21 protein-coding genes and 1 pseudogene are annotated in these 25023 nt (G+C 68.3%); 13 read left to right on the top strand and 9 right to left on the bottom strand.

Going from position 1 to position 25023, the window contains the following annotated elements:
- Nucleotides 1-127: pseudogene (locus tag BLS66_RS20980) on the top strand (pseudouridine synthase); the annotation flags it as partial.
- Nucleotides 128-202: 75 nt separating this feature from the next.
- On the opposite strand, the gene BLS66_RS18840 reads toward BLS66_RS20980, so the two are convergent.
- A complete protein-coding gene (locus tag BLS66_RS18840) occupies nt 203-751 on the bottom strand; it encodes a DUF2059 domain-containing protein (RefSeq protein WP_425513297.1) in 549 nt (182 codons plus the stop codon).
- 113 nt (nt 752-864) lie between these two features.
- On the opposite strand from BLS66_RS18840, the gene arfB reads away from it, so the two are divergent.
- The 3 genes from arfB to dcp all read left to right on the top strand — a co-directional run bounded on the left by arfB (nt 865) and on the right by dcp (nt 4170).
- Nucleotides 865-1296 (top strand): alternative ribosome rescue aminoacyl-tRNA hydrolase ArfB, encoded by a 432-nt coding sequence (arfB, locus tag BLS66_RS18835; RefSeq protein WP_005420755.1) that lies wholly within the window; start codon nt 865-867, stop codon nt 1294-1296.
- Between the two features lie 4 nt (nt 1297-1300).
- Nucleotides 1301-1903: a lysophospholipid acyltransferase family protein gene (locus tag BLS66_RS18830; protein WP_049466721.1), complete on the top strand. Its 603-nt coding sequence runs from the start codon at nt 1301-1303 to the stop codon at nt 1901-1903.
- A gap of 110 nt (nt 1904-2013) precedes the next feature.
- Nucleotides 2014-4170, top strand: a complete 2157-nt coding sequence (gene dcp, locus BLS66_RS18825) for a peptidyl-dipeptidase Dcp (protein ID WP_057493986.1) — start codon at nt 2014-2016, stop codon at nt 4168-4170.
- Nucleotides 4171-4372: 202 nt separating this feature from the next.
- On the opposite strand, the gene BLS66_RS18820 is transcribed toward dcp, so the two are convergent.
- Together BLS66_RS18820 and BLS66_RS18815 are read right to left on the bottom strand one after the other, a co-directional pair.
- On the bottom strand, nt 4373-4819 hold the full coding sequence (locus tag BLS66_RS18820; RefSeq protein WP_004153636.1) for a 3-dehydroquinate dehydratase: 447 nt from the start codon (nt 4817-4819) through the stop codon (nt 4373-4375).
- Nucleotides 4820-4822: 3 nt separating this feature from the next.
- Complete coding sequence (locus BLS66_RS18815) at nt 4823-5224, bottom strand: hypothetical protein (RefSeq protein WP_053461854.1); 402 nt, start codon at nt 5222-5224, stop codon at nt 4823-4825.
- A 203-nt stretch (nt 5225-5427) separates the two neighbouring features.
- Between BLS66_RS18815 and lepB the strand changes: the two genes are divergently transcribed.
- Nucleotides 5428-6054: a signal peptidase I gene (gene lepB / locus BLS66_RS18810; protein ID WP_057493984.1), complete on the top strand. Its 627-nt coding sequence runs from the start codon at nt 5428-5430 to the stop codon at nt 6052-6054.
- A gap of 126 nt (nt 6055-6180) precedes the next feature.
- Nucleotides 6181-7437 (top strand): MFS transporter, encoded by a 1257-nt coding sequence (locus BLS66_RS18805; RefSeq protein ID WP_074726524.1) that lies wholly within the window; start codon nt 6181-6183, stop codon nt 7435-7437.
- A 132-nt stretch (nt 7438-7569) separates the two neighbouring features.
- Here the strand turns inward: BLS66_RS18805 and BLS66_RS18800 are convergent, their stop codons facing one another.
- Together BLS66_RS18800 and BLS66_RS18795 are read right to left on the bottom strand one after the other, a co-directional pair.
- A complete protein-coding gene (locus BLS66_RS18800) occupies nt 7570-8487 on the bottom strand; it encodes a LysR family transcriptional regulator (protein ID WP_049466732.1) in 918 nt (305 codons plus the stop codon).
- 289 nt (nt 8488-8776) lie between these two features.
- Nucleotides 8777-9745 carry a LysR family transcriptional regulator gene (locus BLS66_RS18795; RefSeq protein WP_053461858.1) on the bottom strand — a complete coding sequence of 323 codons (969 nt, stop codon included), beginning with the start codon at nt 9743-9745 and terminating at the stop codon, nt 8777-8779.
- A gap of 110 nt (nt 9746-9855) precedes the next feature.
- Here BLS66_RS18795 and aceB point away from each other — a divergent pair, with 110 nt between their 5' ends.
- From aceB to BLS66_RS18775, 4 genes are all read left to right on the top strand, one after another.
- Complete coding sequence (gene aceB / locus BLS66_RS18790; protein WP_049467984.1) at nt 9856-11478, top strand: malate synthase A; 1623 nt, start codon at nt 9856-9858, stop codon at nt 11476-11478.
- A gap of 64 nt (nt 11479-11542) precedes the next feature.
- Nucleotides 11543-12844 (top strand): isocitrate lyase, encoded by a 1302-nt coding sequence (gene aceA / locus BLS66_RS18785; protein WP_049467982.1) that lies wholly within the window; start codon nt 11543-11545, stop codon nt 12842-12844.
- 415 nt (nt 12845-13259) lie between these two features.
- Entirely contained in the window at nt 13260-14300 is a 1041-nt protein-coding gene (locus BLS66_RS18780) for a GGDEF domain-containing protein (protein ID WP_049467980.1), read from the top strand.
- 13 nt (nt 14301-14313) lie between these two features.
- The gene (locus BLS66_RS18775; RefSeq protein WP_074726523.1) at nt 14314-16806 is read left to right on the top strand and encodes a putative peptide modification system cyclase; all 2493 of its coding nucleotides are present in this window, start codon (nt 14314-14316) and stop codon (nt 16804-16806) included.
- 7 nt (nt 16807-16813) lie between these two features.
- On the opposite strand, the gene BLS66_RS18770 is transcribed toward BLS66_RS18775, so the two are convergent.
- Nucleotides 16814-17110, bottom strand: coding sequence for an NHLP-related RiPP peptide (locus BLS66_RS18770; protein ID WP_049467976.1), 297 nt, complete (start codon nt 17108-17110; stop codon nt 16814-16816).
- Nucleotides 17111-17248: 138 nt separating this feature from the next.
- Here BLS66_RS18770 and BLS66_RS18765 point away from each other — a divergent pair, with 138 nt between their 5' ends.
- Complete coding sequence (locus BLS66_RS18765; RefSeq protein ID WP_074726522.1) at nt 17249-18415, top strand: putative peptide maturation dehydrogenase; 1167 nt, start codon at nt 17249-17251, stop codon at nt 18413-18415.
- 19 nt (nt 18416-18434) lie between these two features.
- On the opposite strand, the gene BLS66_RS18760 is transcribed toward BLS66_RS18765, so the two are convergent.
- The 3 genes from BLS66_RS18760 to BLS66_RS18750 are packed head-to-tail and all read right to left on the bottom strand — an operon-like array spanning nt 18435 to nt 23243.
- On the bottom strand, nt 18435-20450 hold the full coding sequence (locus tag BLS66_RS18760) for an acetyl/propionyl/methylcrotonyl-CoA carboxylase subunit alpha (protein ID WP_425513296.1): 2016 nt from the start codon (nt 20448-20450) through the stop codon (nt 18435-18437).
- Nucleotides 20451-20458: 8 nt separating this feature from the next.
- Complete coding sequence (locus BLS66_RS18755; protein WP_074726521.1) at nt 20459-22069, bottom strand: carboxyl transferase domain-containing protein; 1611 nt, start codon at nt 22067-22069, stop codon at nt 20459-20461.
- 10 nt (nt 22070-22079) lie between these two features.
- A complete protein-coding gene (locus tag BLS66_RS18750) occupies nt 22080-23243 on the bottom strand; it encodes an isovaleryl-CoA dehydrogenase (RefSeq protein WP_053461863.1) in 1164 nt (387 codons plus the stop codon).
- Nucleotides 23244-23402: 159 nt separating this feature from the next.
- On the opposite strand from BLS66_RS18750, the gene BLS66_RS18745 reads away from it, so the two are divergent.
- Nucleotides 23403-24020 (top strand): TetR/AcrR family transcriptional regulator, encoded by a 618-nt coding sequence (locus tag BLS66_RS18745; RefSeq protein ID WP_049467968.1) that lies wholly within the window; start codon nt 23403-23405, stop codon nt 24018-24020.
- A gap of 196 nt (nt 24021-24216) precedes the next feature.
- Entirely contained in the window at nt 24217-24735 is a 519-nt protein-coding gene (locus BLS66_RS18740) for a c-type cytochrome (RefSeq protein ID WP_049467966.1), read from the top strand.
- The last annotated feature ends 288 nt before the right edge of the window (nt 24736-25023 follow it).

Genomic DNA, 25023 nt, shown 5'->3' with positions numbered 1-25023 from the left:
GCTGCTGCACGCCGAGCGCCTGCGCTTCCCGCATCCCGATGGCGGCGCCGTGGATGTCAGTGGGCCGCTGGACCGTGAATTCCAGAGGGCGCTGGACCTGTTCGGCTGGCAGGTGGACACCGTTTGACGGTAGTGCCGGCCACTGGCCGGCAGCTGCGTGATGCCAGATGTACTGGGGAGCCGGCCAGCGGCCGGCACTACCTCATTTCTTTTCCGGTTCGTTGACGATCGCTTCCAGGTCCTTCTGTAGGTCTGCAAACAGGGGCTGCATGCGGGCCTGGATGGCCACCATCACGTTCTGCATCAGCGCCGGGGTCTTGTCCAGCAGGCTCTGGCCGGCCGCGCTCTCGTAGAACTCGGCCATTGCCAGCACGTCTTCCTTGCTGAAGGTCTTCTTGTACAGGTCCACGTACATCGGCCGCAGCTGTTGCCAAGACATCGCCTGGCGCAGGGTCTGGCTGGTCCGGGCCTGGATCCGCTTCAGCTGTTCCTGCTGCTGGGCGGTGAGCTGGCGCTGCGCGGCCACCTGCTGGAACTGCTGCTGCTGCATGGCTTCGATCTGCGGCACCATGGTGTCGATCATGCTCTGCGCGCGCGAGGCCGACAGCAGGCGGTTGATGTCGCCGTCGGTCGGCGGGGCGGCCAGGGCCGGAACGCTGGCCACGGCCAGGGCCAGCAGCAAGGCGGCGCGGCGCAGCAGGGACGGCAGGGCGGGTGTGAAGCGGGTCATGCGGGGCTTCCTGCGGTACATGGGACCGCCAGCATACCCGCAGCCCAGGCGAAGGCGGCGTGTTCGGTGCCTGATCGGCGGCATACGGGGCGCGATGGCGCACTCCACCACGTGCCTGCCGCTACAATGCGCGGATGGGCAGTGGACCGGTCACCATCAGCGCGCAGCTTGAAATCCCCGACGGCGAGATCGTCGAGCGGTTCGTGCGCGCCAGTGGCGCCGGCGGCCAGAACGTCAACAAGGTGTCCACCGCGGTGGAACTGCGTTTCGACGTGGCCAACTCGCCCTCGTTGCCCGAACCGTTGCGCGCGCGGCTGCTGGCGCGGCGTGACCGGCGCATGACCGGCGAAGGCGTGCTGGTCATCGACGCGCAACGTTTCCGCACCCAGGATCGCAATCGCGAGGATGCGCGCGAGCGGCTGGCGGCCTTCATCCAGGCCGGGCTGAGCGTGCCCAAACCGCGCAAGGCCACCAAGCCGACCCTCGGGTCGAAACTGCGTCGTCTGGACGCCAAACGCGGGCGCGCGCAGATCAAGCGCGGGCGCTCATCACGTGACTGGGAGTGATTGCTTGAACAACCCGACTTCGTTGCTGCCGGCCGTGCCGCCGCAGATGCCGCAGGTCAAACCCAACGCCTTCCTGCGCTGGCTGGCGCGCTGCACCCTGCGCCTGGGGGGCTGGAAGGTGACCGGCACCCTGCCTGACATCCCCAGGCTGGTCTTCATCATTGCCCCGCATTCGTCCAACTGGGACGGGCTGTGGGGCATGGCAGCGAAGATCGCGCTGGGCATGAAGGTGAAGGTGCTGGGCAAGGCGTCGCTGTTCTGGTGGCCGCTGGGCCCGCTGCTGCACCGGCTGGGCGTGATCCCGCTCGATCGCAGCTCGCCGCAGGGCACGGTGGGCCAGGCCGTGGACCTGCTGCGCAACAACGAGAAGATGTGGTTCGCCATCACCCCCGAGGGCACCCGCAAGGCGGTAAAGGACTGGAAGGCCGGCTTCCTGAAGATTGCCCGGATGGCTGACGTACCGATCCTGACCGCGTATTTCCACTATCCGGAAAAGACCATCGGCATCGGTCCGCTGTTCACCCCGAGCGGCGACGATGTGGCCGACATGGCTGCCATCCGGGAGTTCTACCGGCCCTGGATCGGCAAGACCCGCGGCACGGTCTGAGCCGGTTGCAGGCCGCCGCATAGACGCCACGTCCGGCACATGCCGGGCGAGCGCGACAGGAGTAGGGTGGAGGGCTGGTATCCATACCGTCTGTCCAAGGAGCGTTTTACATGTCGCGTACCGTAGTCCTGGCCGCCGCCATCAGCCTGGCGCTGGCGGCCTGTTCCGGCAAGGAGTCCACCCCCGTGTCCGATGCCCAGAAGACCCCGGCCCAGCAGCCGGCCGAAGCCTCCACCAATCCGCTGCTGAGTGCCAGCACGCTGCCGTTCCAGGCCCCGCCGTTCGACAAGATCAAGGACAGCGACTACCTGCCGGCGTTCGAAGAGGGCATGCGCCAGCACCTGGCCGACGTGCGCAAGATCGCCGACAGCAGCGAGCCGGCCACCTTCGACAACACCATCGTGGCGATGGAGCGCAGCGGCGAGACCCTGACCCGCGTGTCGCGCATCTTCTTCGGCCTGGTCCAGGCCGACACCAACGATGCGCGCCAGAAGATCCAGGAAGAAGTGGCGCCGAAGCTGGCCGCGCACCAAGACGAGATCAACCTCGACCCGAAGCTGTTCGCGCGCGTGAAGTCGCTGTACGACCAGCGTGACACGCTGGAGCTGGACCCGGTGCAGAAGCGCCTGGTCGAGCACTACTACGATGGCTTGGTGCGCGCCGGTGCGCAGCTGTCCGACGCTGACAAGGCGACCCTGCGCAAGCTCAACGTGGAAGAGACCACCCTCTCCACCCAGTTCCATACCCGCCTGGTGGCCGCCACCGCCGCTGCGGCCGTCGTCGTCGACGACAAGGCCAAGCTGGCCGGCCTGGACGAGGATGCGATCAACAACGCCGCGGCCGCCGCCAAGGAACGCAAGCTGGACGGCAAGTTCCTGCTGCCGCTGCAGAACACCACCCAGCAGCCGGTGCTCGGCTCGCTGAGCGATCGCGACCAGCGCGCCGCCGTGCTGAAGGCCTCGGAGACCCGCGCCGAGCGCGGTGATGCCAACGACACCCGGCAGACCGTGCAGCGCCTGGCCCAGCTGCGTGCGCAGAAGGCCAAGCTGCTCGGCTTCGACACCTTCGCCGACTACCAGCTGGGCGACCAGATGGCCAAGACCCCGGCTGCCGCGCTCAAGCTGCTGACCGACACCGTGCCGGCCGCCACCGCCAAGGCGCGCGCCGAAGCCGGTGAGATCCAGAAGGTCATCGACGCGCAGAAGGGCGGATTCCAGGTCGCCGCATCGGACTGGGACTTCTACGCCGAGCAGGTGCGCAAGGCCAAGTACGATCTGGACGAGTCGCAGATCAAGCCGTACTTCGAACTGGACAACGTGCTGCAGAACGGCGTCTTCTACGCCGCCACCCAGCTGTACGGCATCACCTTCAAGCCGCGCACCGACATTCCGACCTACAACCCGGACATGAAGGTGTACGAAGTGTTCGACAAGGACGGCACCTCGCTGGCCCTGTTCTACACCGACTACTTCAAGCGTGACAGCAAGTCCGGCGGCGCCTGGATGGACGTGTTCGTCGAACAGGACGGCCTGACCGGTGCCAAGCCGGTGGTCTACAACGTCTGCAACTTCACCAAGCCGGCCGCCGGCCAGCCTGCGCTGATCAGCTTCGACGACGTCACCACCATGTTCCATGAGTTCGGCCATGCGCTGCACGGCATGTTCTCGAACGTGAAGTACCCGTCGATCGCCGGCACCGCCACCTCGCGCGACTTCGTCGAGTTCCCGTCGCAGTTCAACGAGCACTGGGCGCTGGACCCGAAGGTGTTCGCCAACTACGCCAAGCACTACAAGACCGGCGAGGCGATGCCGCAGGAACTGGTCGACAAGATCCTCAAGGCGCGCAGCTTCAACCAGGGCTATGCGACCACCGAGTACCTGTCGGCCGCGCTGCTGGACCTGGCCTGGCACACCCAGAAGGCCGATGCGCCGCTGCAGGATGTCGGCGCCTTTGAAGCCAGCGCGCTGAAGAAGTTCAAGGTCGACCTGCCGCAGGTGCCGCCGCGTTACCGCACCACCTACTTCGACCACATCTGGGGTGGTGGTTACTCGGCCGGTTACTACGCCTACTTCTGGGCCGAAGTGCTCGACCATGACGCCTACCAGTGGTTCACCGAGCACGGTGGGCTGACGGCGGCCAACGGCCAGGAGTTCCGCGACAAGATCCTCTCGCGCGGCAACAGCGTGGAGCTGTCGACCCTGTACCGCGATTTCCGCGGCAAGGATCCGTCGGTGGAACCGCTGCTGAAGTTCCGCGGGCTGAAGTAAGCGTGACCTGAAGTGCGAAAGAAATAACGGCGGGGAAACCCCGCCGTTTTTCGTTGCGTGGATGCCATCGACAGATTCCGCAGTGTGCCGCTCATCCACGCAGGGCGTGGATCCACTGCAGATCGCGTCATCCCACGGAATGCCAGCCGTTGCCGTCGAGGTTGCCGGCCAGCGGCCGGCACTACCGGGCACCGCCCGGCCATCACGTTCCCACGTGCACCCGGTTGGCCTGTTCGGCCAACCCCAGGTGATCCAGCGCGATATCCAGCGCCAGCACGTAGCTCTGCGCGCCATAGCCGGCGGCGATGCCCAGGCGCTGGCCGACACCGGCCGGCAGGCAGGGCTCGGCCACCGCACCGTCGTCGTGGACCTCCACGTAGGCATTGTGCAGGTAGGGCAGCAGGCGTTGCAGGCGCAGGCTGTTGGCGCACGCGCCCGGGTCGAGCAGCGTCACTTCGCCGCGGCTGTGATCGGCCACGCGCAGCGCATCGAGCAGTTCCTGTTCCGACCCGCAGGCGCGGATCGCCACGCTGGTTCCGGCGTCGATCGCGCGATGCACCAGCGACTTCAGTACCGGCGCCGGCAGTGGCATCGCGGTACGGATCAGTGCGCCGGCCGCTTCCGGGCCGCGGATGATGAAGATCGACATGGCTCAGCCCTCCTGTGCCAGGCGACGGCCGACGATGGCCAGCGACAACGGGTACCCGGCCTGCTGGCTGCGCTGGTCGACCACCACGGCGGCCGGACCGTGCTGCAGGCGCAGGCGCGCGTCCAGGCCTGGCTCGCTGGGCGACTGCAGTTCGATGTACTGCGCCGGCAGCCGCTCCAGCGCCGCCTGCAACGCGCCGCCCTCGGCCTGCCATTGCGCGTCGTCGGCCACGCCGACATCCAGCAGCACCCAGTCGGCCGAACGCGCCTGCGGTTGGCACAGGCACTGGCGCACTTCGGACAGGCTGGCGCAGTCGCTGCACAGCACGCGATGGCCGGCCAGCTGTGCCGGCAGTTGGGGACGCGGTGCCGACGAAGAGGCGTGGCGGATCACCAGGAGGGTCATACAACACCTTGCGGAATGCGCCCTGTGGCGCGGTGGGCACACGATGCGCGTGCTGCCCGTAAAGGTGCGATGCCCGCAGCCGGGCCGGCGCGTAAAACCTGCGTAACCCCTTTCGTAGCGCCGGGCCCAGGCTCGCAGGGCGGCACGGGAACCTCTCCGGCCCGGATGGGGTCTGATGCAGCTTCCCCTACCCGGAGCCTGTCATGGATGCTGTTGCCCGTCCTCCCCTTCCCGAACGCGCGCTGCTCTGGCTGAAGAAGGAAGCATTGCCGCTGCTGGTGATGCTCGGCCTGCTCGCCGCGGCCCGCGATACCCTGGCCAACCACTACGTGGTGCCCAGTGGCTCGATGCAGCCAACCCTGCAGCCCGGCGACCGGGTGGTGGTGGACATGCGTGCCTATGGCCTGCGCCTGCCGTTCACCGGCAAGGAACTGATGTCCACCGGCGTTCCGCAGCGCGGTGAAGTGGCGGTGTTCGATTCACCGGCCGACGGCACCCGGCTGATCAAGCGCGTGGCGGCGGTGGCCGGTGACCATGTGCAGATGCGCGAGGGCCATCTGAGCATCAACGGCCAGCCGCTGCAGATTGCCGACCTGCAGGACGTGGAAGCCTTCGGCGAGCGCCGAGCCCGCCTCGATCTGGACATGGGGGGCGGTCCGGACATCGCCGACCTGGTGGTGCCGGCGGGCAAGGTGCTGGTGCTGGGTGACCACCGTGGCAACAGCTTCGACGGCCGCTTCTTCGGTTTCGTCGATGCCGACAAGATCTATGGCCGCGCGGTGGCGGTGTACTACCGCCGCGGTGACGGTTTCGAGTGGCAACGCCTTTAAGCTGAATTGATACTTCCTATATATCAATCCTGATCTATCAGGTTATGGATCGACTGGATCGACGGGCCTAGTCTGAGGCCCGTTCCCTCCCATGCCCGGCCGTCCCCCCACCGGCCCATCGATCCCATGACTGGCGAAACCGCGGCGGCCGTCGAACGCCGCCCCCACACTGTCGACTCCAGCGCCGAAACCCGCATCCAGCAGGGAACGCCGGCCTTCCGCCGCACCGCGCTGGCACTGTTCCTGGCCGGCTTTTCCACCTTCGGCCTGCTGTATACCGTGCAGCCGCTGCTGCCCGAGTTCAGCCGCCACTTCGGCGTGTCGGCCGCCGGCAGCGCGATGTCGCTGTCGCTGACCACCGGCACGCTGGCCGTGGCAATGCTGTTGGCCGGCCTGCTGTCCGACTCGGTCGGCCGTCGCCCGTTGATGATCGTCGCGCTGCTGGCCTCGGCCATGCTGTCGCTGAGCACGGCGCTGGTGGATGACTGGACCACGCTGCTGGTGCTGCGCACCCTGCTCGGCCTGGCACTGAGTGGCGTGCCGGCGGTGGCGATGACCTACCTGGTCGAGGAAATGGACAGCCGCGCGCTGGGCCTGGCGATGGGCCTGTACATCGGCGGCAACGCCATCGGTGGCATGAGCGGGCGCCTGCTGGCCGGCATCATCGCCGATCACTGGGGCTGGCGCTGGGGCATCGGGGTGGTCTCGATCATCGCCGTGGCCAGCACCGTGCTGCTGTGGCTGCAGCTGCCGCCGTCGCGCCATTTCCATCCCCGCCGCGATGGCCTGCGCCAGTTGCCGTCGCGCTGGCGCCTGCTGTTCGCCGACCCGGGCCTGCCGTGGCTGTTCGCCACCTCGTTCGTGCTGATGGGCGTGTTCGTCACCCTCTACAACTACCTGGGCTACCACCTGCTGGCGCCGCCGTACCACCTCAGCCAGACCGTGGTCGGCCTGATCTTCAGCGTGTACCTGGTGGGCACCTTCAGTTCGGCGTGGATGGGCCAGCAGGCCACGCGGTACGGGCGCGGCCGCATCCTGTCGATCTCGTTCGCGCTGATCGGCGCCGGCATCGCGCTGCTGGCGATGCCGTGGCTGAGCACGATGGCGCTGGGCATCGCGCTGGTGACCTTCGGCTTCTTCGGTGGCCACTCGGTGGCCAGCAGCTGGGTTGGCAGCCGCGCTGGTACGATGCGCGCCGAGGCCTCGGCGCTGTACCTGTTCGCCTACTACCTGGGCTCCAGCGTGCTGGGCGGGGTCGGTGGCCTGGCCTACGCGGCCTGGGACTGGTTGGGCGTGTGCGCGTTCGCTGCCGTGCTGACCCTGATCGGGGGCGGCATCGTCTGGGCGCTGCAGCAGCGCGCCCCGCAGCCGGTCACCGCGTGACCCACCGCGTACGGTCGTGCCGGCCGCTGGCCGGCATGCCGGCCCATGTGGGGTTGCCGAGGTAGAGTCGACTGTTAGTCGACTGCTCTTCCATCAGACCGCGAAAACCCCCGCGCTGCGCCCGATAGTCGACTAACAGTCGACTCTACCGGCGAACGCCCCGCGCAGCAGCCCGGCGAAGTTGCGGATCAGCGGCGTGACGCGCTCGCGATGCCACGCCAGCTGCACCTCCGAATGCGCGCCGGCGTCGGCCAGCGCGACGAAGCGTGCGCCTTCCACCCGGATGTGGTCGCAGGACGATGGCAGGATCGCCGCGCCCAGCCCGGCGGCGGCCAGACTGATCAATGTCGACGCCTCGCCGGCTTCCTGCACGATGCGCGGCGTGAACCCGGCGGCCGCGCACAACGCGATCATGTGGTCATGGATGCCCGCGCCCGCACTGCGGCGAAATGCCACGAACGGCTCCTGTGCGAAGTCGCGCAACGACACCGTGCCCTGCTTCGACAGCCTGCGCAGGGCAGGGTGGTCGGCATGCACGATCAGCGCCAGCGGATCGACGAACAGGCTGTGCGCCACCAGCTCCGGCGGCAATGCGCGCTTGCGGATGATGCCCACGTCCAGGCGGCCCTCCAGCAGCGCATCGATCTGCTGCAGGGTGTTCATCTCGCTCAGCTGCAGCCGCACCTGCGGGTACTGCTGGCGGTAGCGCAGGATCGAACGCGGAATCTGCGGCGACAGCGGCGTAGCGCGGGTCAGGCCGATATGCAGTTCACCCTGCTCGCCGCGCTGCGCACGCTGCACCTCGTCCACTGCGGTTTCCACCTGCTGCACGATCGCGCGCGCGCGTTCCTGCAACAGCTCCCCAGCAGGCGTCAGCTGCACGCGGCGATGGCTGCGCACGAACAGGCGCGCCCCGATCAGTTCCTCCAGCTGGCGGATCTGCTGGCTGAGCGGTGGCTGCGACATGCCCAGCCGCTCCGCCGCTTGGCCGAAGTGCAGCGTATCGGCGACAGCGAGGAAGTAGCGCAGGTGACGGAGTTCGATGGACATGGGTCCAGTTTATTCATCGTCAGCCGGAAATGAATCAGAGGCGGGGTCAGAGCCCGTTGCGCCGCAACGGGATCCGACCCCGCCCACAGTTCGCAGAAAACTGTCGAAGGCGGGGTGGGTCCGGTTGCGGGGGCGTGAGCGCCATGGATGGCGCGACCGAGCCTCCATGGACGGATTTACGGCGTCCCCCGTAACCGGACCCACCCCGCCATCCCACGGAAAGCCCGCTGTCGCCGTTGCTGTTGCTTCGGCCTCTGCGGGTGCAGGGCGCAGCCCTGCCGAACTTCCCTCACCGCTCTGAATGCCCGCTCTGGTCGTAATCGCGCGGACTGAACAACTCCGGCTGGATCAGCTCGATGAACGCCCGCGCCTGCGCCGACAGTGCCTTGCCACGGCGCACGATCACCCCGTAGCTGCGCTCGGGGAACCAGCGCTTCATTGATCGCGCCGCCAGCCGCTCGCGGTCGGCCTCGTGCAGGCACAGCGCCGGCACGATCGAAATCCCCATCCCCATCGCCACGTACTGCTTGATCACCTCCCAGCCGCCCACCTCCAGCGCCACCGTGTAGGCGATGCGGTGGCGCTGGAACACCTGGTCGACCAGGCGGTAGGTGATCTGCCGCTTCGGCGGCAGCACCAGCGGATAGCGCGCGATGTCAGCCAGCTCCAGCTCGCCACCGGCAGCCAGAGGATGGTCGTGCGGAGCGATCAGGACCTGCTCGAAGCGGTAGGCCGGGGCGTAGGTCAGGTCGGCCGGTACATCGGTCATCGAACCGATTGCCAGGTCGGCGGCATCCTCGCGCAGCAGGTCGGTGCCATCGGCGCTGATCGCGTTGTGCAGGGTCAGGCGCACGTCCGGGTGGTGCAGGCGGAAGCGCTCGACGATCTTCGGCAGCAGGTACAGGATCGTCGAACTGTTGGCGGCGATGTTCAGCTCGCCCGCATCCAGGCCGCGCACCTTGTCGCGGAAGCGGGCCTCCAGCCCGTCCAGGTTCTCCACCAGCGGCTGCGCCATTTCGTACAGCAGCTGGCCCTCGCGGCTGGGCACCAGGCGCCGCCCGCTGCGCTCGAACAATGGCACCCCCAGCTCCCGTTCCAGGGCCTGCAACTGCAGGCTGATGGCTGGCTGGCTGACGAACAGCGCCTCAGCTGCCCGTGAGACCGAACCCAGGCGTACGGTCTGGCAGAACGCGCGCAACGGCTTCAGCCGATCCGATTTGTAGGAAAAACGCGGACTTGGCGGGGTGCGTGTGCTCATCGTGTCACGAGTATTAGCACAACTTATGTAAAACATTGCAAAAACTGTTTTGCCAAATACTCAGGCCCGGCGGCACCGTGGAGTCGTTCCCCCACCGCTGGAGTCGCCCCATGTCCGCCGTCGCTTCCGCTGTTCCCACCCCCGCCGCGAAGGCCACCCCCGGTATCGCTCTGGCGACCCGCGTGGCCGGCCAGGACACCCTGCTGCCGGCGCCGCTGCTGGCCCTGCTGGTGTCGCTGCACCGCGCGGTGGAACCGGGCCGGCAGGCACGGCTGCAGGCCCGCCGCGAGCGTCAGGCGTTCTTCGACCAGGGCGGCCTGCCGGACTTCCGCGAGGACACTGCCGCGATCCGCAGCGGCGACTGGCGCGTGGCGCCGCTGCCGGCCGCGTTGCAGGACCGCCGCGTCGAGATCACCGGGCCGACCGACCCGAAGATGGTCATCAACGCGCTGAACTCCGGCGCCAAGGTGTTCATGGCCGACTTCGAGGATTCGACCTCGCCGACTTGGCGCAACCTGCTGGCCGGCCAGCAGTCGCTGGCTGCGGCGGTGCGCGGCGATCTGCAGTACACCGCCCCCAATGGCAAGCACTACACGCTGCGCCCGTACGACGAACAGGCGGTGCTGATCGTGCGCCCGCGTGGCTGGCACCTGGACGAAAAGCACGTGCGCATCGACGGCCAGTTCCTCGCCGGTGGCCTGTTCGACGCGGCGGTGTTCGCCTTCCACAACGCCCGCACCCTGCAGGCGAAGGACCGTGGCCCGTACTTCTACCTGCCCAAGCTGCAGAGCATGGAAGAGGCGGCGCTGTGGGAGACCGCGCTGTCGCACATCGAGGGCATGCTGGGCCTGCCGCATGGCCAGATCAAGGTGACCGTGCTGATCGAAACGCTGCCGGCGGTGTTCGAGATGGACGAGATCCTGCACGCGCTGCGTGACCGCATCGTCGGCCTTAACTGCGGGCGCTGGGACTATATCTTCTCGTACCTGAAGACCTTCCGCCGCCACGCCGACCGCGTGCTGCCCGAACGCGGCCAGGTGACCATGACCCAGCCGTTCCTGAAGGCGTATTCGGAACTGCTGATCCAGACCTGCCACCGCCGCGGTGCGCATGCGATGGGCGGCATGGCCGCGCAGATTCCGATCAACAACGATGCCGCCGCCAACGAACAGGCGATGGCCCGCGTGCGCGCCGACAAGCTGCGCGAAGTCAGCGCCGGCCATGACGGTACCTGGGTCGCGCACCCGGCGCTGATCCCGGTGGCGATGGCGATCTTCGACGAGCACATGCCCGGCCCGAACCAGCACGGCGTGCTGCGCCAGGATGTGCGCGTCGGCCGCGACGAACTGATCGCGCGGCCGCCGGGCACCATCACCCGCGCCGGCTTCGATGGCAACGTGGAAGTCTGCGTGCGCTACCTGGCCGCCTGGCTGGATGGCAACGGCTGCGTGCCGATCCACCACCTGATGGAGGACGCGGCCACCGCCGAGATCAGCCGCAGCCAGCTGTGGCAGTGGCTGCATACGCCGGGCCAGCAGCTGGACGATGGCACCGCGATCGACCTGGCCCTGCTGGACGCCACCCTGGCGCAGTTGCCGGCGCGGCTGGGCGACACCACCGCGCTGCCCGGCGGCGCGCGCATCGGCGAGGCCATCGCCCTGCTCGGCGAACTGAGCCGCAGTGACGAACTGACCGATTTCCTGACCCTGCCGGCCTACGCGCGCATCGATTGACCGACTGCCCGCCCTCCCGCCGTTTCCCTCCCCGCTGTACGCACGAACCGAACTGGAGAAAGACATGAGCACGCTGCCCACTGCCGAACAGATCCAGCACGACTGGGACACCAACCCGCGCTGGGAAGGCATCCAGCGCAACTACAGCGCCGCCGACGTGGTGCGCCTGCGCGGCACCGTCCACATCGAGCACTCGCTGGCCCGCCTGGGTGCGGAGAAGCTGTGGGCGTCGCTGCACGAGCGCGAGTTCGTCAACGCGCTGGGTGCGTTGACCGGCAACCAGGCCATGCAGCAGGTCAAGGCCGGGCTGAAGGCGATCTACCTGTCCGGTTGGCAGGTGGCGGCCGACGCCAACCTGGCTGGCCAGATGTATCCGGACCAGTCGCTGTACCCGGCCGATTCGGTGCCTGCGGTGGTCAAGCGCATCAACAACACGCTGCTGCGCGCCGACCAGCTGCACCACGCCGAAGGCAAGGACGAGATCGATTTCCTGCAGCCGATCGTGGCCGATGCCGAGGCTGGCTTCGGCGGCGTGCTCAACGCCTTCGAACTGATGAAGGCGATGATCGAGGCCGGTGCTGCCGGCGTGCACTTCGAGGACCAGCTGGCCTCGGTGAAGAAGTGCGGCCACATGGGCGGCAAGGTGCTGGTGCCGACCCGCGAGGCGATCGAGAAGCTCAATGCCGCGCGGCTGGCCGCCGATGTGCTGGGTGTGCCGACCCTGCTGGTGGCGCGCACCGATGCCGAAGCGGCGGATCTGCTGACCAGCGACATCGACGGCAACGACAGGCCGTTCACCACCGGTGAGCGCACCGTCGAAGGCTTCTACAAGACCCGCAACGGCCTGGACCAGGCGATCAGCCGCGGCCTGGCCTATGCGCCCTACGCCGACCTGGTGTGGTGCGAGACCGGCAAGCCGGACCTGGAGTTCGCACGCAGGTTCGCCGAGGCGATCCACGCGAAGTTCCCGGGCAAGCTGCTGGCCTACAACTGCTCGCCCAGCTTCAACTGGAAGAAGAACCTGGACGACGCCACCATTGCGAAGTTCCAGCGCGAACTGGGCAGCTACGGCTACAAGTTCCAGTTCATCACCCTGGCCGGGTTCCATGCGTTGAACTACGGCATGTTCAATCTGGCCCACGGCTACGCACGCCGCCAGATGAGCGCGTTCGTCGAGTTGCAGGAAGCCGAGTTCGAAGCGGCCGAGCGTGGCTTCACTGCGGTCAAGCACCAGCGCGAGGTCGGTACCGGCTACTTCGACGCGGTGACCCAGGCGATCCAGCAGGGCCAGTCGTCGACCACCGCGCTGACAGGCTCCACCGAGGAAGAGCAGTTCCATGGCGGGCGCAGCGAACGCGCCGCGTGATCCGGTAGTGCCGGCCGCTGGCCGGCAACCCATCGATGTTTCCGAAGCCCATGCAGCTGCCGGCCAGCGGCCGGCACTACCGGGCACCGGGTGATCAGGGTGGCCAGGGAAGGGCCAGACAACGCCGGCCGGTCGGGGGACCTGCCGGCGTTGTTGTATCGATGCAAGCAGGCGGCCAGCGGGCAGCGTCAATCAGGCGCACCCCGGCCCCGGCAACTTGGCCGAAACCCTGTGAAACCCGGCATCGGATTGATCCGGCAAGGGTTTTGCCCGGACACCGGTGACCAGAACGGGCCACCGCCGATCTTCACATCCGGGAAGCGGGGCGGAAGGCTCAAAATGAGATAGGACGCACACTTTAAAGCGGTGCTATGCTCCGCGGCTCACCAGGGGACGCTGGCGGCGGGTGCAGGGAATGACCGGCAGGGGTGCGGCCGAGAACAGTGATATGACGACAGGTATCGCCCGCGTGGCGATGGCCGAGATCGTGCACGCGCTGTTGTCCGATGCCGAGGTGGCATTGTTTGCCAGATTCGCCCGCCCATGCAAGCTTCATGCCGGACAGTGGCTGTTCCAGCGTGGCCACCGCGGCGAGCGCATGTATGTGATCCTCGACGGCCAGATCGAACTGGACTTCGGCGAGGACCTGGTGATCAAGACGCTCGGGCGGCACGAGTTCTTCGGAGAACTGGGCCTGCTGGTCGGCGATCACCTGCGCAGCGCCAGCGCGCGTGCGCTGGTCGACTGCGATGTGCTGGAGCTGGGGCCGGCCGACTTCCACCGCTTGGTCGAATCCGATCCCGGGCTGGTGGCGTACTTCCTGCGTCGCACGATCATGCGCGTGCTGACCAACGAACAGGCCCTGATCAGCCAGCTGCGCCGCCGCAACCACGACCTGGAAACCGCGCTGGACAACCTGTACATCACCACCCACCAGCTGACCCACACCCGTGAGCTGGTGCGAACCGATGAGCTGACCGGCCTGCACAACCGCCGTGGCCTCACCCTGTACCTGCAGGAATGCCGCGTGCATGCCGACGGGCCACCGCAGGCACTGCTGCTGATCGACTGTGACCGCTTCAAGCAGATCAACGACCGCCATGGCCACCAGGCCGGCGACCGCGTGCTGCAGAGCATGGGCAACATCCTGCGCTCGATGGCCGGCGAGCAGGACCTGGCATGCCGGCTCGGCGGCGATGAGTTCTGCCTGATCCTGCGCCGCGGCAACCGCGAGATCGTGCAGCACGCGGCCGAGTTCATCATCAGTGCGGTGCATGGCCTGCTGGAGCGCAGCCATGGCACGCCGCATGTGAGCCTGGTCAGCATCGGTGCCTGCCTGCTGGCGCCGGAGGCAGGCTGGAGCGAGTGGTATGCCTGCGCGGATCGTGCGCTGTACCAGGCCAAGCGCGATGGCGGCAACTGCCTGCGCTGGGCGGATGATCCGGACGGCCAATAGGGAGAGGCAGGCGATGAATGGCGACAACGGAACGTCAGCCCCGCATAGCCCCCAGCTACGCGCCCTGCTGTTCACCGATCTGTGTGATTCGCTGCAGCTGGTCGAGCGGATCGGCGATGTGGCGGCGGCAAGCCTGTTCCAGGAACACGACCGCCTGGTACTGGTGCTGCAGCAGCGCTGGAACGGCCAGCTGATCGATCGCTCCGATGGCTTGTTCATGCTGTTCGAGCGCGCCGTCGACGCCCTGGGCTTCGCCCTGGACTACCAGCGCGAACTGCACGCGCTGGGCCAGCAGCGCGCGATCGAACTGCGCGCGCGCGCCGGCCTGCACGTGGGCGACGTGCTGACCTGGGAGAACAGCGCCGAAGCGGTTCGCGCCGGTGCCAAGTCGATGGAAGTGGAAGGCCTGGCCAAGCCGATGGCCGCGCGCCTGATGACGCTGGCCCGCCCCGGCCAGATCCTGCTGTCAGCGGTCGCCGAATCGCTCACCCGCCGCGCCACCGATGCACTGGGTGAGCGTGGCGCGCGCCTGCTGTGGAAGTCGCACGGGCGCTGGCGCTTCAAGGGCGTGCCGGTGGTGCAGGAAGTGATCGAAGTGGGCGAGATCGGCTCGGCGCCGCTGCGCATGCCGCGCGCCAACGCCAAGGCGCGCCGCGACCTGCCGCTGTGGCGGCAACCGCTGGTGATGGCCGCCGAAGGCCTGATCCTGGCCGCGGCCGTGCTCGGCGGCTGGCTGCTGCTGCGGTCGGAGCCGGCCATTGCCTTCGCCGAACGTGACTGGGTGGTGCTTGGCGATGTCGACAACCTCACCGGCGATCCGATCTTCGATGACTCGATGCGGCACGCGATCCGGATCGCGCTGGAGCAGTCGCGCTACGTGAACGTGCTGTCGGAAGGCAAGATCCGCGAAAGCCTGGAAATGGCGCGGCTCTCGGGCGATACCCGGCTCAACCGCGATACCGCGGTCGATGTGGCGGTGCGTGAGGGCGCGCGCGCGGTGCTGCTGCCGACCGTGCGGCAGAAGATCGGTGGCTACGAGCTGGCCATCGATGTTGCCGCGCCGGGCAGTGGCCAGGTGATCCAGACCTTCACCGCCACCGCCGATCGATCCGACCAGATGGTGTTCGCGGTGGACGACGTGGTCGGTCGCCTGCGCCGCGGACTGGGCGAGTCGGTGGCCAGCCTCGAGCAATCGCTGCCGCTGCCGCGCGCCTCGACCCAGGACCTGCGCGCGCTGCGTGCGTTCGCGCTGGCCGAAAGCGCGCTGGGCCAGCGTCGCTTCGAGGAGGCACGCAACCTCTACCAGGCCGCGATCGACATCGATCCCGGTTTTGCCCTGGCCTACATGGGCGTGGCCAAGCTGCATGCGCGCGTCGAGGAAGGGCGGCGCGCGCGCGAAGCCATGCAGCACGCGCTGGACCTGCAGGATCGCCTGCCGCCACGCGAGCGGCTGTACCTGAAGGCCTGGATGGCCGAGCTGGAGCCCGGTGGCTGGCCACTGGAGCACTGGCGCACGCTGGCCAAGGTCTATCCGGATTCGTTCGCCGGGCTGTCCAACACGTCCTGGTACCTGTTGCAGGCCAACCAGTTCAGCGAGGCCGAACCCTATGCGCGTGCGGCCGCGGTGCCGCAGGATCCGCTGCGCCTGTATCCGCTGGTCCACCTGGTGCGGATACAGATCGCCGCCAACCAGCCGCAGCTGGCGGCCGAGACGCTGGCCCAGGCACAGGTCCTGCGCGGTCGTGATGATGCCGATGAGACCGGCGTGGACGTGCTGGTCGCGCAGGGCCAGTACGCCAAGGCCGCGCAACTGCTGCCGCAGATCCGTGCCGCCGATGCCCTGCAGCAGCGCATGAAGCTGCGCGCGCAACTGCTGCTGGCGGCCGCGCAGCGCGATTGCGCGGCCATGCAGCAGGCGGTACGCGAAGACGCACCGGCGCCGACGCTGGCCGACTTCCAGGTGCAGCAGCGACTGCAGCACGCCAGCGTATCGGCGCTGTGCGGCACGGCGGACCGGACCGGACTGCAGGCCACCGCCGCACTGCTGCAGCCGATGCTGCAGGAGCGCGATGATCCCATGCTGCATGCGCGTGGCCTGCAATGGCTGGCGCTGGTGCACCTGGCCCAGCGCCAGGGCCAGTTCGATCTGGCCAGGCGCTGGCTGGACGAGCAGCGGCCGCTGCTGAGCAGCCTGCGTAGTCCAGTCGCGGAACGCTGGCTGCGCATCGTCAGCGCGGAGGATCAGCTGCAGATGCAGCGACCGGATGCCGCCCGTACCCTGATCGAGCCGATGCTCGACGGCAACGAGCCGGTGCAGGCCCACGTGGTGCTGCTGCTCGCGTTGCGTGCGCAGGGCGACGACGCGGCCGTGCGCCGGCAGCAGGCCTGGCTGGCCCAGCACCGTGGCCGGGCGATTGCCGAGGTCACCGCGCTGCAGGTATGGCAACCGCTGAACGTGCATGATGTCTCGACCTGGGCGACGCCGGCCGCGACGGGCGCACCCTGATGGCGGCTCAACCGTCGATGCGTTCGCCGACCCTGCCCGCTTCGAAGCAGAACACCACCGTCATGGCTGCCACCGAACCGGACAGATGGGCCTGCAGTGCATCGCGCACCCGGCGCAGCTCCTCGACCGGGGCCAGGGTGTCAATCTTCATGCAGTCGCTTTCACCGACGGCCGCATCCAGGCCGATCGAGGCCAGCGCCTCGCCCGGCGCAGCAGTGAAGTGGCGGCGGAAGTCGTCATTGCCGATCAGATGGTCCAGCAGGGTGCTGGCGTCCGCGGCGGAGAGGCGGGGATGGGTGCTCATGGGGAACGTCCGTAGGTGGAGCTACTCGTATCGGCCGCGACAGCCTGCCATTGAGGGCCGGGCGGTGCACATCGCTAAAGTTGGCCGCGCTGCGGTCGTTGCTGCTATGCCGGCTGTGCGGCACAAGGAAGGAAACCGATGCGCCTGCGCCGCTGCGCCAGCCTGATGTTCGAGCCGCGCGAGGCGGTCACCCTGGACCTGCGCGCGATGCTGGCCGGCCATGCCGAGATGGACAGCCAGATCAGCTGGGTGGCGCTGGCCGCCCATCTGGACCAGCCGCTGCCGGTCGATGCCGAGGAGCGCCAGCTGCTGGGCGAGCTCAGCGCGCACCGCTGGAGCGAACCGCCGGCCGATGCGTCCCCGGCCATGCTGGCCCGCCTGGTCGAACAGGGCCTGCTGCTGACCGACCCACCGAGCGAGGTGGGGCACCAGATGCGCGACGAAGCGCTGCGGCGCAGCCAGTGGTGGCCGTTGGCCGCGCTGGCCCATCGCCACGCGCGCTGGCAGGCCGTGGACAGCGTGGACGACATGCGCCGGCAGGGCCTGGACACCGCCGCCGGCCTGCGCCAGCGCCTCGGGCCGCCGCCGCCGGTGGTGCAGCCGATGCAGGGCGACTACCAGCCACTGCCGCGCAGCGAAGAGGCGGCGTTCGACGCCCTGCTGGCGCGCCGCGCGACCTGCCGCAACTTCGACCCGCAGCGCGCGCTGCCACTGCCGCTGCTGGCCCAGGTGCTGCAGCGCACGCTGATGGCCCACGCGGTGCAGAAGGTCGAGCGTGATACCGAGTTCCTGAAGAAGAACGTGCCTTCCGGTGGCGGCCTGCATCCCACTGAGGGCTTCCTGCTGGTGCAGAACGTGGAAGGACTGGCACCGGGCCTGTACCACTATCATCCGGTGCAGCACGCCGTGCTGCCGCTGCCGTCGCCGCCGCCGCAGGCGTTGCCTGCGATGGCACGGCGGATGCTGTCCGGGCAGGCGTGGTTCGCCGATGCGCCGGCGCTGCTGGTGCTGGCGCCGCGCTATGACCGCTGCTTCTGGAAGTACCGCAACCATGCCAAGGCGCACCGTGCGGTGACGCTGGACGTGGGCCACATTTCGCAGTTGCTGTACCTGTGCGCCACCGAGCGCGGGCTGGCAGCGTTCGTGACAGCGGCGATCAACGATGCCGATGTCGATCGTGCCTTCGGCTTCGATGGCATCGGCCAGAGCGCGATGGCCATCTGTGGCCTGGGCTGGCGCAGCGCCACGCTGGATACGGCCGAATTCGATCCGGCCGGGCGGGTGGTGGCGGGCGACGGCCCCTGAGCGGCCGCCGCCCCGGCGATCAGGCCGCCTCGAAGTCCACCAGCACCGCGCCGTCGCCGACCTGGTCGCCGGCCTTGGCACGGTAACCCTTCACCGTGCCATCGGCCGGTGCCTGCAGGGTGTGCTCCATCTTCATTGCCTCCAGCACCACCAGCGGCGTACCGCGCTTGACCTCGGTACCGGCAGCGACCAGCGTGGCCACGATCTTGCCCGGCATCGGGGCCAGCAGGCTGCCGGCGTCGGCCACGGCATGGTCCGATTCACTGACCGGATCGTGCAGGGTGAAGCGATGCTGGCCATCGGCACCAAACAGGTACAGCTGGTCGCCGTCACGCAGCAGCTGCAGTGTCCAGCGGCGCCCGCCCAGCTGCACCGCCAGCCCGCGCACATCGGCCGTGCCGATCACCCGCACCGGTGCTGCGTCATCGCACTGCACGCGCCAGCCATCGGCCTGCGCCCACACCTTCAGCGTGTGCCGGCGCTCGCCCTGCTGCAGCGGCAGCACGCGCGGCGCGCACGCGCCCAGGCGCCAGCCATCCTGTGACTGCCACGGCGAATGCGGATCACGCGCGTCGGTGCTGGCGGGTGCCGTGCTTGCCACTGCGGCCACGGCGGCCAGCAGCCACAGGTCCGCACCCGCATCGCCGACGGCACTCAATGCCGCCTGTTCGCGTTCGATCAGCGCGGTATCCAGCCTGGCCTGCGCGAACGAACCGGTATTCACCAGGCGGCGCAGGAAACCAGCGTTGGTGGTCACGCCCACCACCTGGCAGTCGGCCAGTGCCTGGCTCATGCGGCGCAGCGCGGCGTCGCGGTCCACGTCCCAGACGATCAGCTTGGCGATCATCGGATCATAGTACGGGGTGATGCTGTCGCCTTCCTCCACGCCGGTATCGACGCGCACGTGGGCCGACGCTGCCGGCAGGCGCAGGCGGCGCAGGGTGCCGGTGGACGGCAGGAAGCCACGATCGGCATCTTCGGCGTACAGCCGCGCTTCGATCGCGTGGCCATGGATGGCCAGCTGGTCCTGGCGCAGCGGCAGCGGCTGGCCCGAAGCCACGCGCAGCTGCCACTCCACCAGGTCGGTGCCGGTGATGTATTCGGTGACCGGGTGCTCGACCTGCAGGCGGGTGTTCATTTCCATGAAGTAGAAATCGCCGTCCGGACCGGCGATGAACTCCACCGTGCCGGCACCGACGTAGCCCACCGCGCGCGCCGCATCGACCGCGGCCTTGCCCATCGCGGCGCGGCGCTCGGCACTCATGCCTGGGGCGGGAGCCTCTTCCAGGACTTTCTGGTGGCGGCGCTGCACCGAGCAATCGCGCTCGAACAGGTAGACCGCTTCACCGTGGCTGTCGCCGAACACCTGGATCTCGATATGGCGCGGCCGTTCGACGTACTTCTCGACCAGCACGTGGTCGTTGCCGAACGCCGAGGCTGCCTCGCGCTGGCAGCTGGCCAGCGCATCGACGAAATCCTCGCTGCGCTCGACCTTGCGCATGCCCTTGCCACCGCCACCGGCGCTGGCCTTGATCAGCACCGGGTAACCGATGCCATCGGCCTGTGCGCGCAGGAAGTCCGGCGCCTGCTGGTCACCGTGGTAACCCGGCGTCAGCGGCACACCGGCCTTGGCCATCAGCGCCTTGGCCGCGCTCTTGTCACCCATCGCACGGATCGCGCTGGGCGGTGGCCCGATGAAGGTGATGCCGGCGGCGGCGCAGGCATCGGCGAAGTCGGCGTTCTCCGACAGGAAGCCGTAACCGGGGTGGATGGCTTCTGCGCCGGTAGCGCGCGCGGCGTCAAGCAGGGCATCGCCACGCAGGTAGCTCTCGCGTGCGGCGGCCGGGCCGATGTGGACGGCTTCGTCGGCCAGGCGCACATGGCGTGCGTTGCGGTCGGCATCGGAGTACACCGCCACGGTGGCGATGCCGAGGCGGCGGCAGGTGGCGATGACGCGGCAGGCGATTTCGCCGCGGTTGGCGATCAGGACTTTGCTGAACATGGCAACGTGCTTCATAGGAGCGTGCTCGGTCATGGCACGGGTCACATGCGGAACACGCCGAAGCGCGTCTGCTGCGGGGCGGCGTTGAGGCTGGCCGACAGCGCCAGCGCCAGCACCTGGCGGGTGTCGGCCGGATCGATCACGCCGTCGTCCCACAGGCGCGCGCTGGCGTAGTACGGGTGGCCCTGCTGTTCGAACTGGTCGCGGATCGGTGCCTTGAAGGCATCCTCTTCCGCCGCCGGCCACTGGCCGCCCTTGGCTTCGATGCCATCGCGCTTGACCGTGGCCAGCACACTGGCGGCCTGCTCGCCGCCCATCACGCCGATGCGCGCGTTCGGCCACATCCACAGGAAGTTGGGCGAGTACGCACGGCCGCACATGCCGTAGTTGCCGGCACCGAACGAGCCGCCGATGACGACCGTGAACTTGGGCACCTTGGCACAGGCCACCGCCATCACCAGCTTGGCGCCGTCCTTGGCGATGCCGCCCTGTTCGTACTTGCGGCCGACCATGAAGCCGGTGATGTTCTGCAGGAACACCAGCGGGATGTTGCGCTGGGTGCACAGCTCGATGAAGTGCGCGCCCTTCAGGGCCGACTCGGAGAACAGGATGCCGTTGTTGGCGATGATGCCGATCGGGTAGCCGTTCAGATGGGCGAAACCGGTCACCAGCGTTGTGCCATAGCGCGGCTTGAACTCGTCGAAGCGCGAGCCATCCACCAGCCGCGCGATCACCTCGCGCACGTCGTAGGGCTTGCGCGTATCGGCCGGGATCACGCCATACAGTTCATGGGCCGGCAGCAACGGCGCTTCAGGGGCCTGCACCGCCATCGCCGGTTCCGGCTTGCGCCAGTTGAGCTGGGCGATGATCGCGCGCACCCGTGCCAGCGCCTGCAGATCGTTGTCGGCCATGTGGTCGGCCACGCCGGAGATGCGGGTGTGCACGTCGGCGCCCCCCAGTTCCTCGGCCGTCACCACTTCACCGGTGGCCGCCTTCACCAGCGGCGGGCCGCCGAGGAAGATCGTGCCCTGTTCGCGCACGATCACGGTCTCGTCGCTCATCGCCGGCACATAGGCGCCACCGGCGGTGCAGCTGCCCATCACGCAGGCGATCTGCGGAATGCCCTGCGCCGACAGGTTGGCCTGGTTGTAGAAGATGCGGCCGAAATGATCGCGGTCGGGGAAGACTTCGTCCTGCAGCGGCAGGAACGCGCCGCCGGAATCGACCAGGTAGATGCAGGGCAGGTGGTTCTGCTCGGCGATCTCCTGCGCGCGCAGGTGCTTCTTCACCGTCATCGGGTAGTAGGTGCCGCCCTTGACCGTGGCGTCGTTGGCCACGATCACGCATTCCACGCCGCTCACCCGGCCGATGCCGGCCACCACGCCCGCGGCGGGCACGGCGTCTTCATACATGCCGTGCGCGGCCAGCGGCGCGATTTCCAGGAAGGCGCTGCCGGGGTCGAGCAGGGCGTCGATGCGCTCACGCACCAGCAGCTTGCCGCGCGCGGTGTGCTTGGCGCGCGCCGCCTCACTGCCACCCAGCGCGGTGCGGGCCAGGGTGGCATGCAGGTCGTCGACCACGGCCTGCATGGCCGCGCGGTTGCTTTCAAACGTTTCGCTGCCCGGTTGCAGCTGGCTGGTCAGGACGGTCATCGCGGTGGCCTTACAGGGTGCGCTGGAACAGTTCGCGGCCGATCAGCATGCGGCGGATCTCCGAGGTGCCGGCGCCGATTTCATACAGCTTGGCGTCGCGCCACAAGCGGCCGGTCGGGTATTCATTGATGTAGCCGTTGCCACCGAGGATCTGGATCGCCTGGCCGGTCAGCCAGGTGGCCTTCTCGGCGGCGTACAGGATGGCACCGGCGGCGTCCTGGCGGGTCGTGCGGCCCTGGTCGCAGGCGCGCGCCACGGCATAGACATAGGCGCGGCAGGCGCCCAGGCCCACGTACATGTCGGCGATCTTGGCCTGGATCAGCTGGAAGCTGCCGATCGGTTCGCCGAACTGGTGGCGTTCGTGCACGTAGGGCATCACCACGTCCATGGCCGCGGCCATCAGCCCCAGCGGGCCACCGGACAGCACCACGCGCTCGTAGTCCAGGCCGGACATCAGCACGCGCACGCCACCGCCGACCTGGCCCAGCACGTTCTCCTCGGGAATCTCGCAGTCCTGGAACACCAGCTCGCAGGTGGGCGAAGAACGCATGCCCAGCTTGTCCAGCTTCTGCGCGGTGGAGAAGCCCTTCATGCCCTTCTCGACCAGGAACGCGGTGATGCCCTTGGCGCCGGCGTCCATGTCGGTCTTGGCGTAGACCACCAGCACGTCGGCATCCGGGCCGTTGGTGATCCACATCTTGTTGCCGTTGAGCACGTAGCGGTCGCCGCGCTTGTCGGCGCGCAGCTTCATCGACACCACGTCCGAGCCGGCCCCCGGCTCGCTCATCGCCAGCGCACCGACCAGGCTGCCATCGCACAGGCCGGGCAGGAAGCGCTGCTTCTGTTCCTCATTGCCGTTCTTGCGCAGCTGGTTCACGCACAGGTTGGAGTGCGCGCCATAGGACAGGCCGATGCCACCGGAGGCGCGCGAGATTTCTTCCATCGCCACCACGTGGGCCAGGTAGCCCATGCCGGTACCGCCGTATGCTTCTTCCACGGTGAGGCCGAGCAGGCCCTGCTCGCCCAGCTTCGGCCACAGGGCCAGCGGGAACTGGTTGCTGGCATCGGCCTCGGCGGCCAGCGGTGCGACCTCGGCGGCGGCAAAATGGGCCACGCTCTGGCGCAGCAGGTCGATGTCTTCGCCAAGATCGAAGTTCAGGGATGGCACGTGCATTGTGGTGGCTCCACGGCGGGATGGCAGGGAATGGACGCACCCGGCGGGGGAGCGGGCGGCGGTCGGCAGGACCGCCACCCGCACGGGCGATGGCCCCAGCGTAGCGGGGTTCGGATAAGAAGTGAATACGAATTCAAAAATTGAAACTAGAATCAGAACATGGCCTATAAACGCTCTGCATTGATGGAAGAACGCCTGGCGGGCGCCCGTGAACGGATCCTGCTGGCCACCCGCGAACTGGTCGCGACCGGCGGCTGGCGCAACGCCCCGGTGACCGCCGTGGCGACCCAGGCGGGGGTGTCCACCGGCCTGATCTACCGCCACTTCCCGTCCAAGGCCGAGCTGTTCGTGGAGGTCCTCAACGCCGCCGTGGCCCACGAGGTCGCGATCATGGAGCGCATCGCCAGTGGCCCGGAGGCGGCCAGCGAGCGCCTGCGGCTGGCGATCACCGCCTTCGTCCGCCGCGCCCTGGCCGGGCCGGGGCTGGCGCACGCTTTCATCGTCGAACCGGTCGATCCGGACGTGGAAGCCGAGCGCATGCGCGGCCGCCGCGCGTTTGGCGACGTGTTCCTGCGGCTGGTCGAAGAAGGCGTGGCGGCCGGCGAACTGCCGGCGCAGGACGCGCATGTGGCCGCCGCCTGCCTGGTCGGTGCCTTCACCGAGGCGATGGTCGGCCCCACCGCACCCAGCCGCGAAGCGCACCGCGACGAGGATGCGCTGGTGGATGCGATCTGCAGCTTCTGCCTGCGCGCGATCGGCGCCCCGGTAATCCGGTAGCGCCGGCCGCTGGCCGGCTTCTGTTGCTGGGGTCAGATCCCTTTTGCGGCGCAAAAGGGATCTGACCCCAGCCCCCGGCATGCTGCGCCGCACCAGCGTTGACGCCTGTTGTCGCACGCAAAGCGCGTTCTATACTCGGTCCATCACGCAGTCGCTCAGCCGTGGTCCAACGACTATCAGCCAGGGGTAACGAAGAGTGCGGAATTACGATCTGGAGTTCCTGAAACGCTTCTCCATGGTGATCGCGCTGCTGGCGACCATCACCCTCGGCCTCATCCTCCTTGCCGCCTACCTGCACACCCGGATTCCGCCCGAGGTGTCGCCCACTGCGGCCAAGCGCACCGAACAGCGCATTTCGCCCACCGGCGCGGTCTATGCCGGCAGCACCGGCGCCGCCGCGCAGGCCGCGGCCAAGGCCGCCGCGCTGGCCAAGGCGGCGTCGCAGGTGGCCTACGGCGGCACCAAGGATGGCAAGGTGATCTTCGACAACCTGTGCACCGCCTGCCACACCAACGGTGTGGGCATGGCACCAACGCTGGACCATTCGCATTGGGACAAGCGCATCGCGCAGGGCAAGGACACCCTCTACAAGCACGCCATCGAGGGCTATACCGGCCCCGACGGCGGCATCATGCCGCCCAAGGGCGGCAACCCGGCGCTGACCGAAGAACAGATCCACGCCACCGTGGACTGGATGCTGGCCAACCTGAAGTAACCGCCGGAACGGCCAAACCGCAGAACGGCGGAAACGTCGAAACAGGGAACGGCCGAACCGGATGGCGGAACCGCGGAACGGGGAACGGCCGAACCGGATGGCGGAACCGCGGAACGGGGGTAGAGTCGACTGTCAGTCGACTGCTCTTCCCAACGCCACCGAAAAAGCCCGCGCTGCGCGCGATAGTCGACTGACAGTCGACTTTACCCGCCGGTCGCCCCATCGCCCCGGTCGTTCTCCTTCCGCCGCCGGCGGCTTTGCCCACCAAGCTCAAAACCCCGCCTGCAG

It is taken from the genome of Stenotrophomonas pavanii (assembly GCF_900101175.1).
Classification (GTDB): Bacteria; Pseudomonadota; Gammaproteobacteria; order Xanthomonadales; family Xanthomonadaceae; genus Stenotrophomonas; species Stenotrophomonas pavanii.
This window is presented reverse-complemented; position numbering and strand designations above follow the sequence as displayed.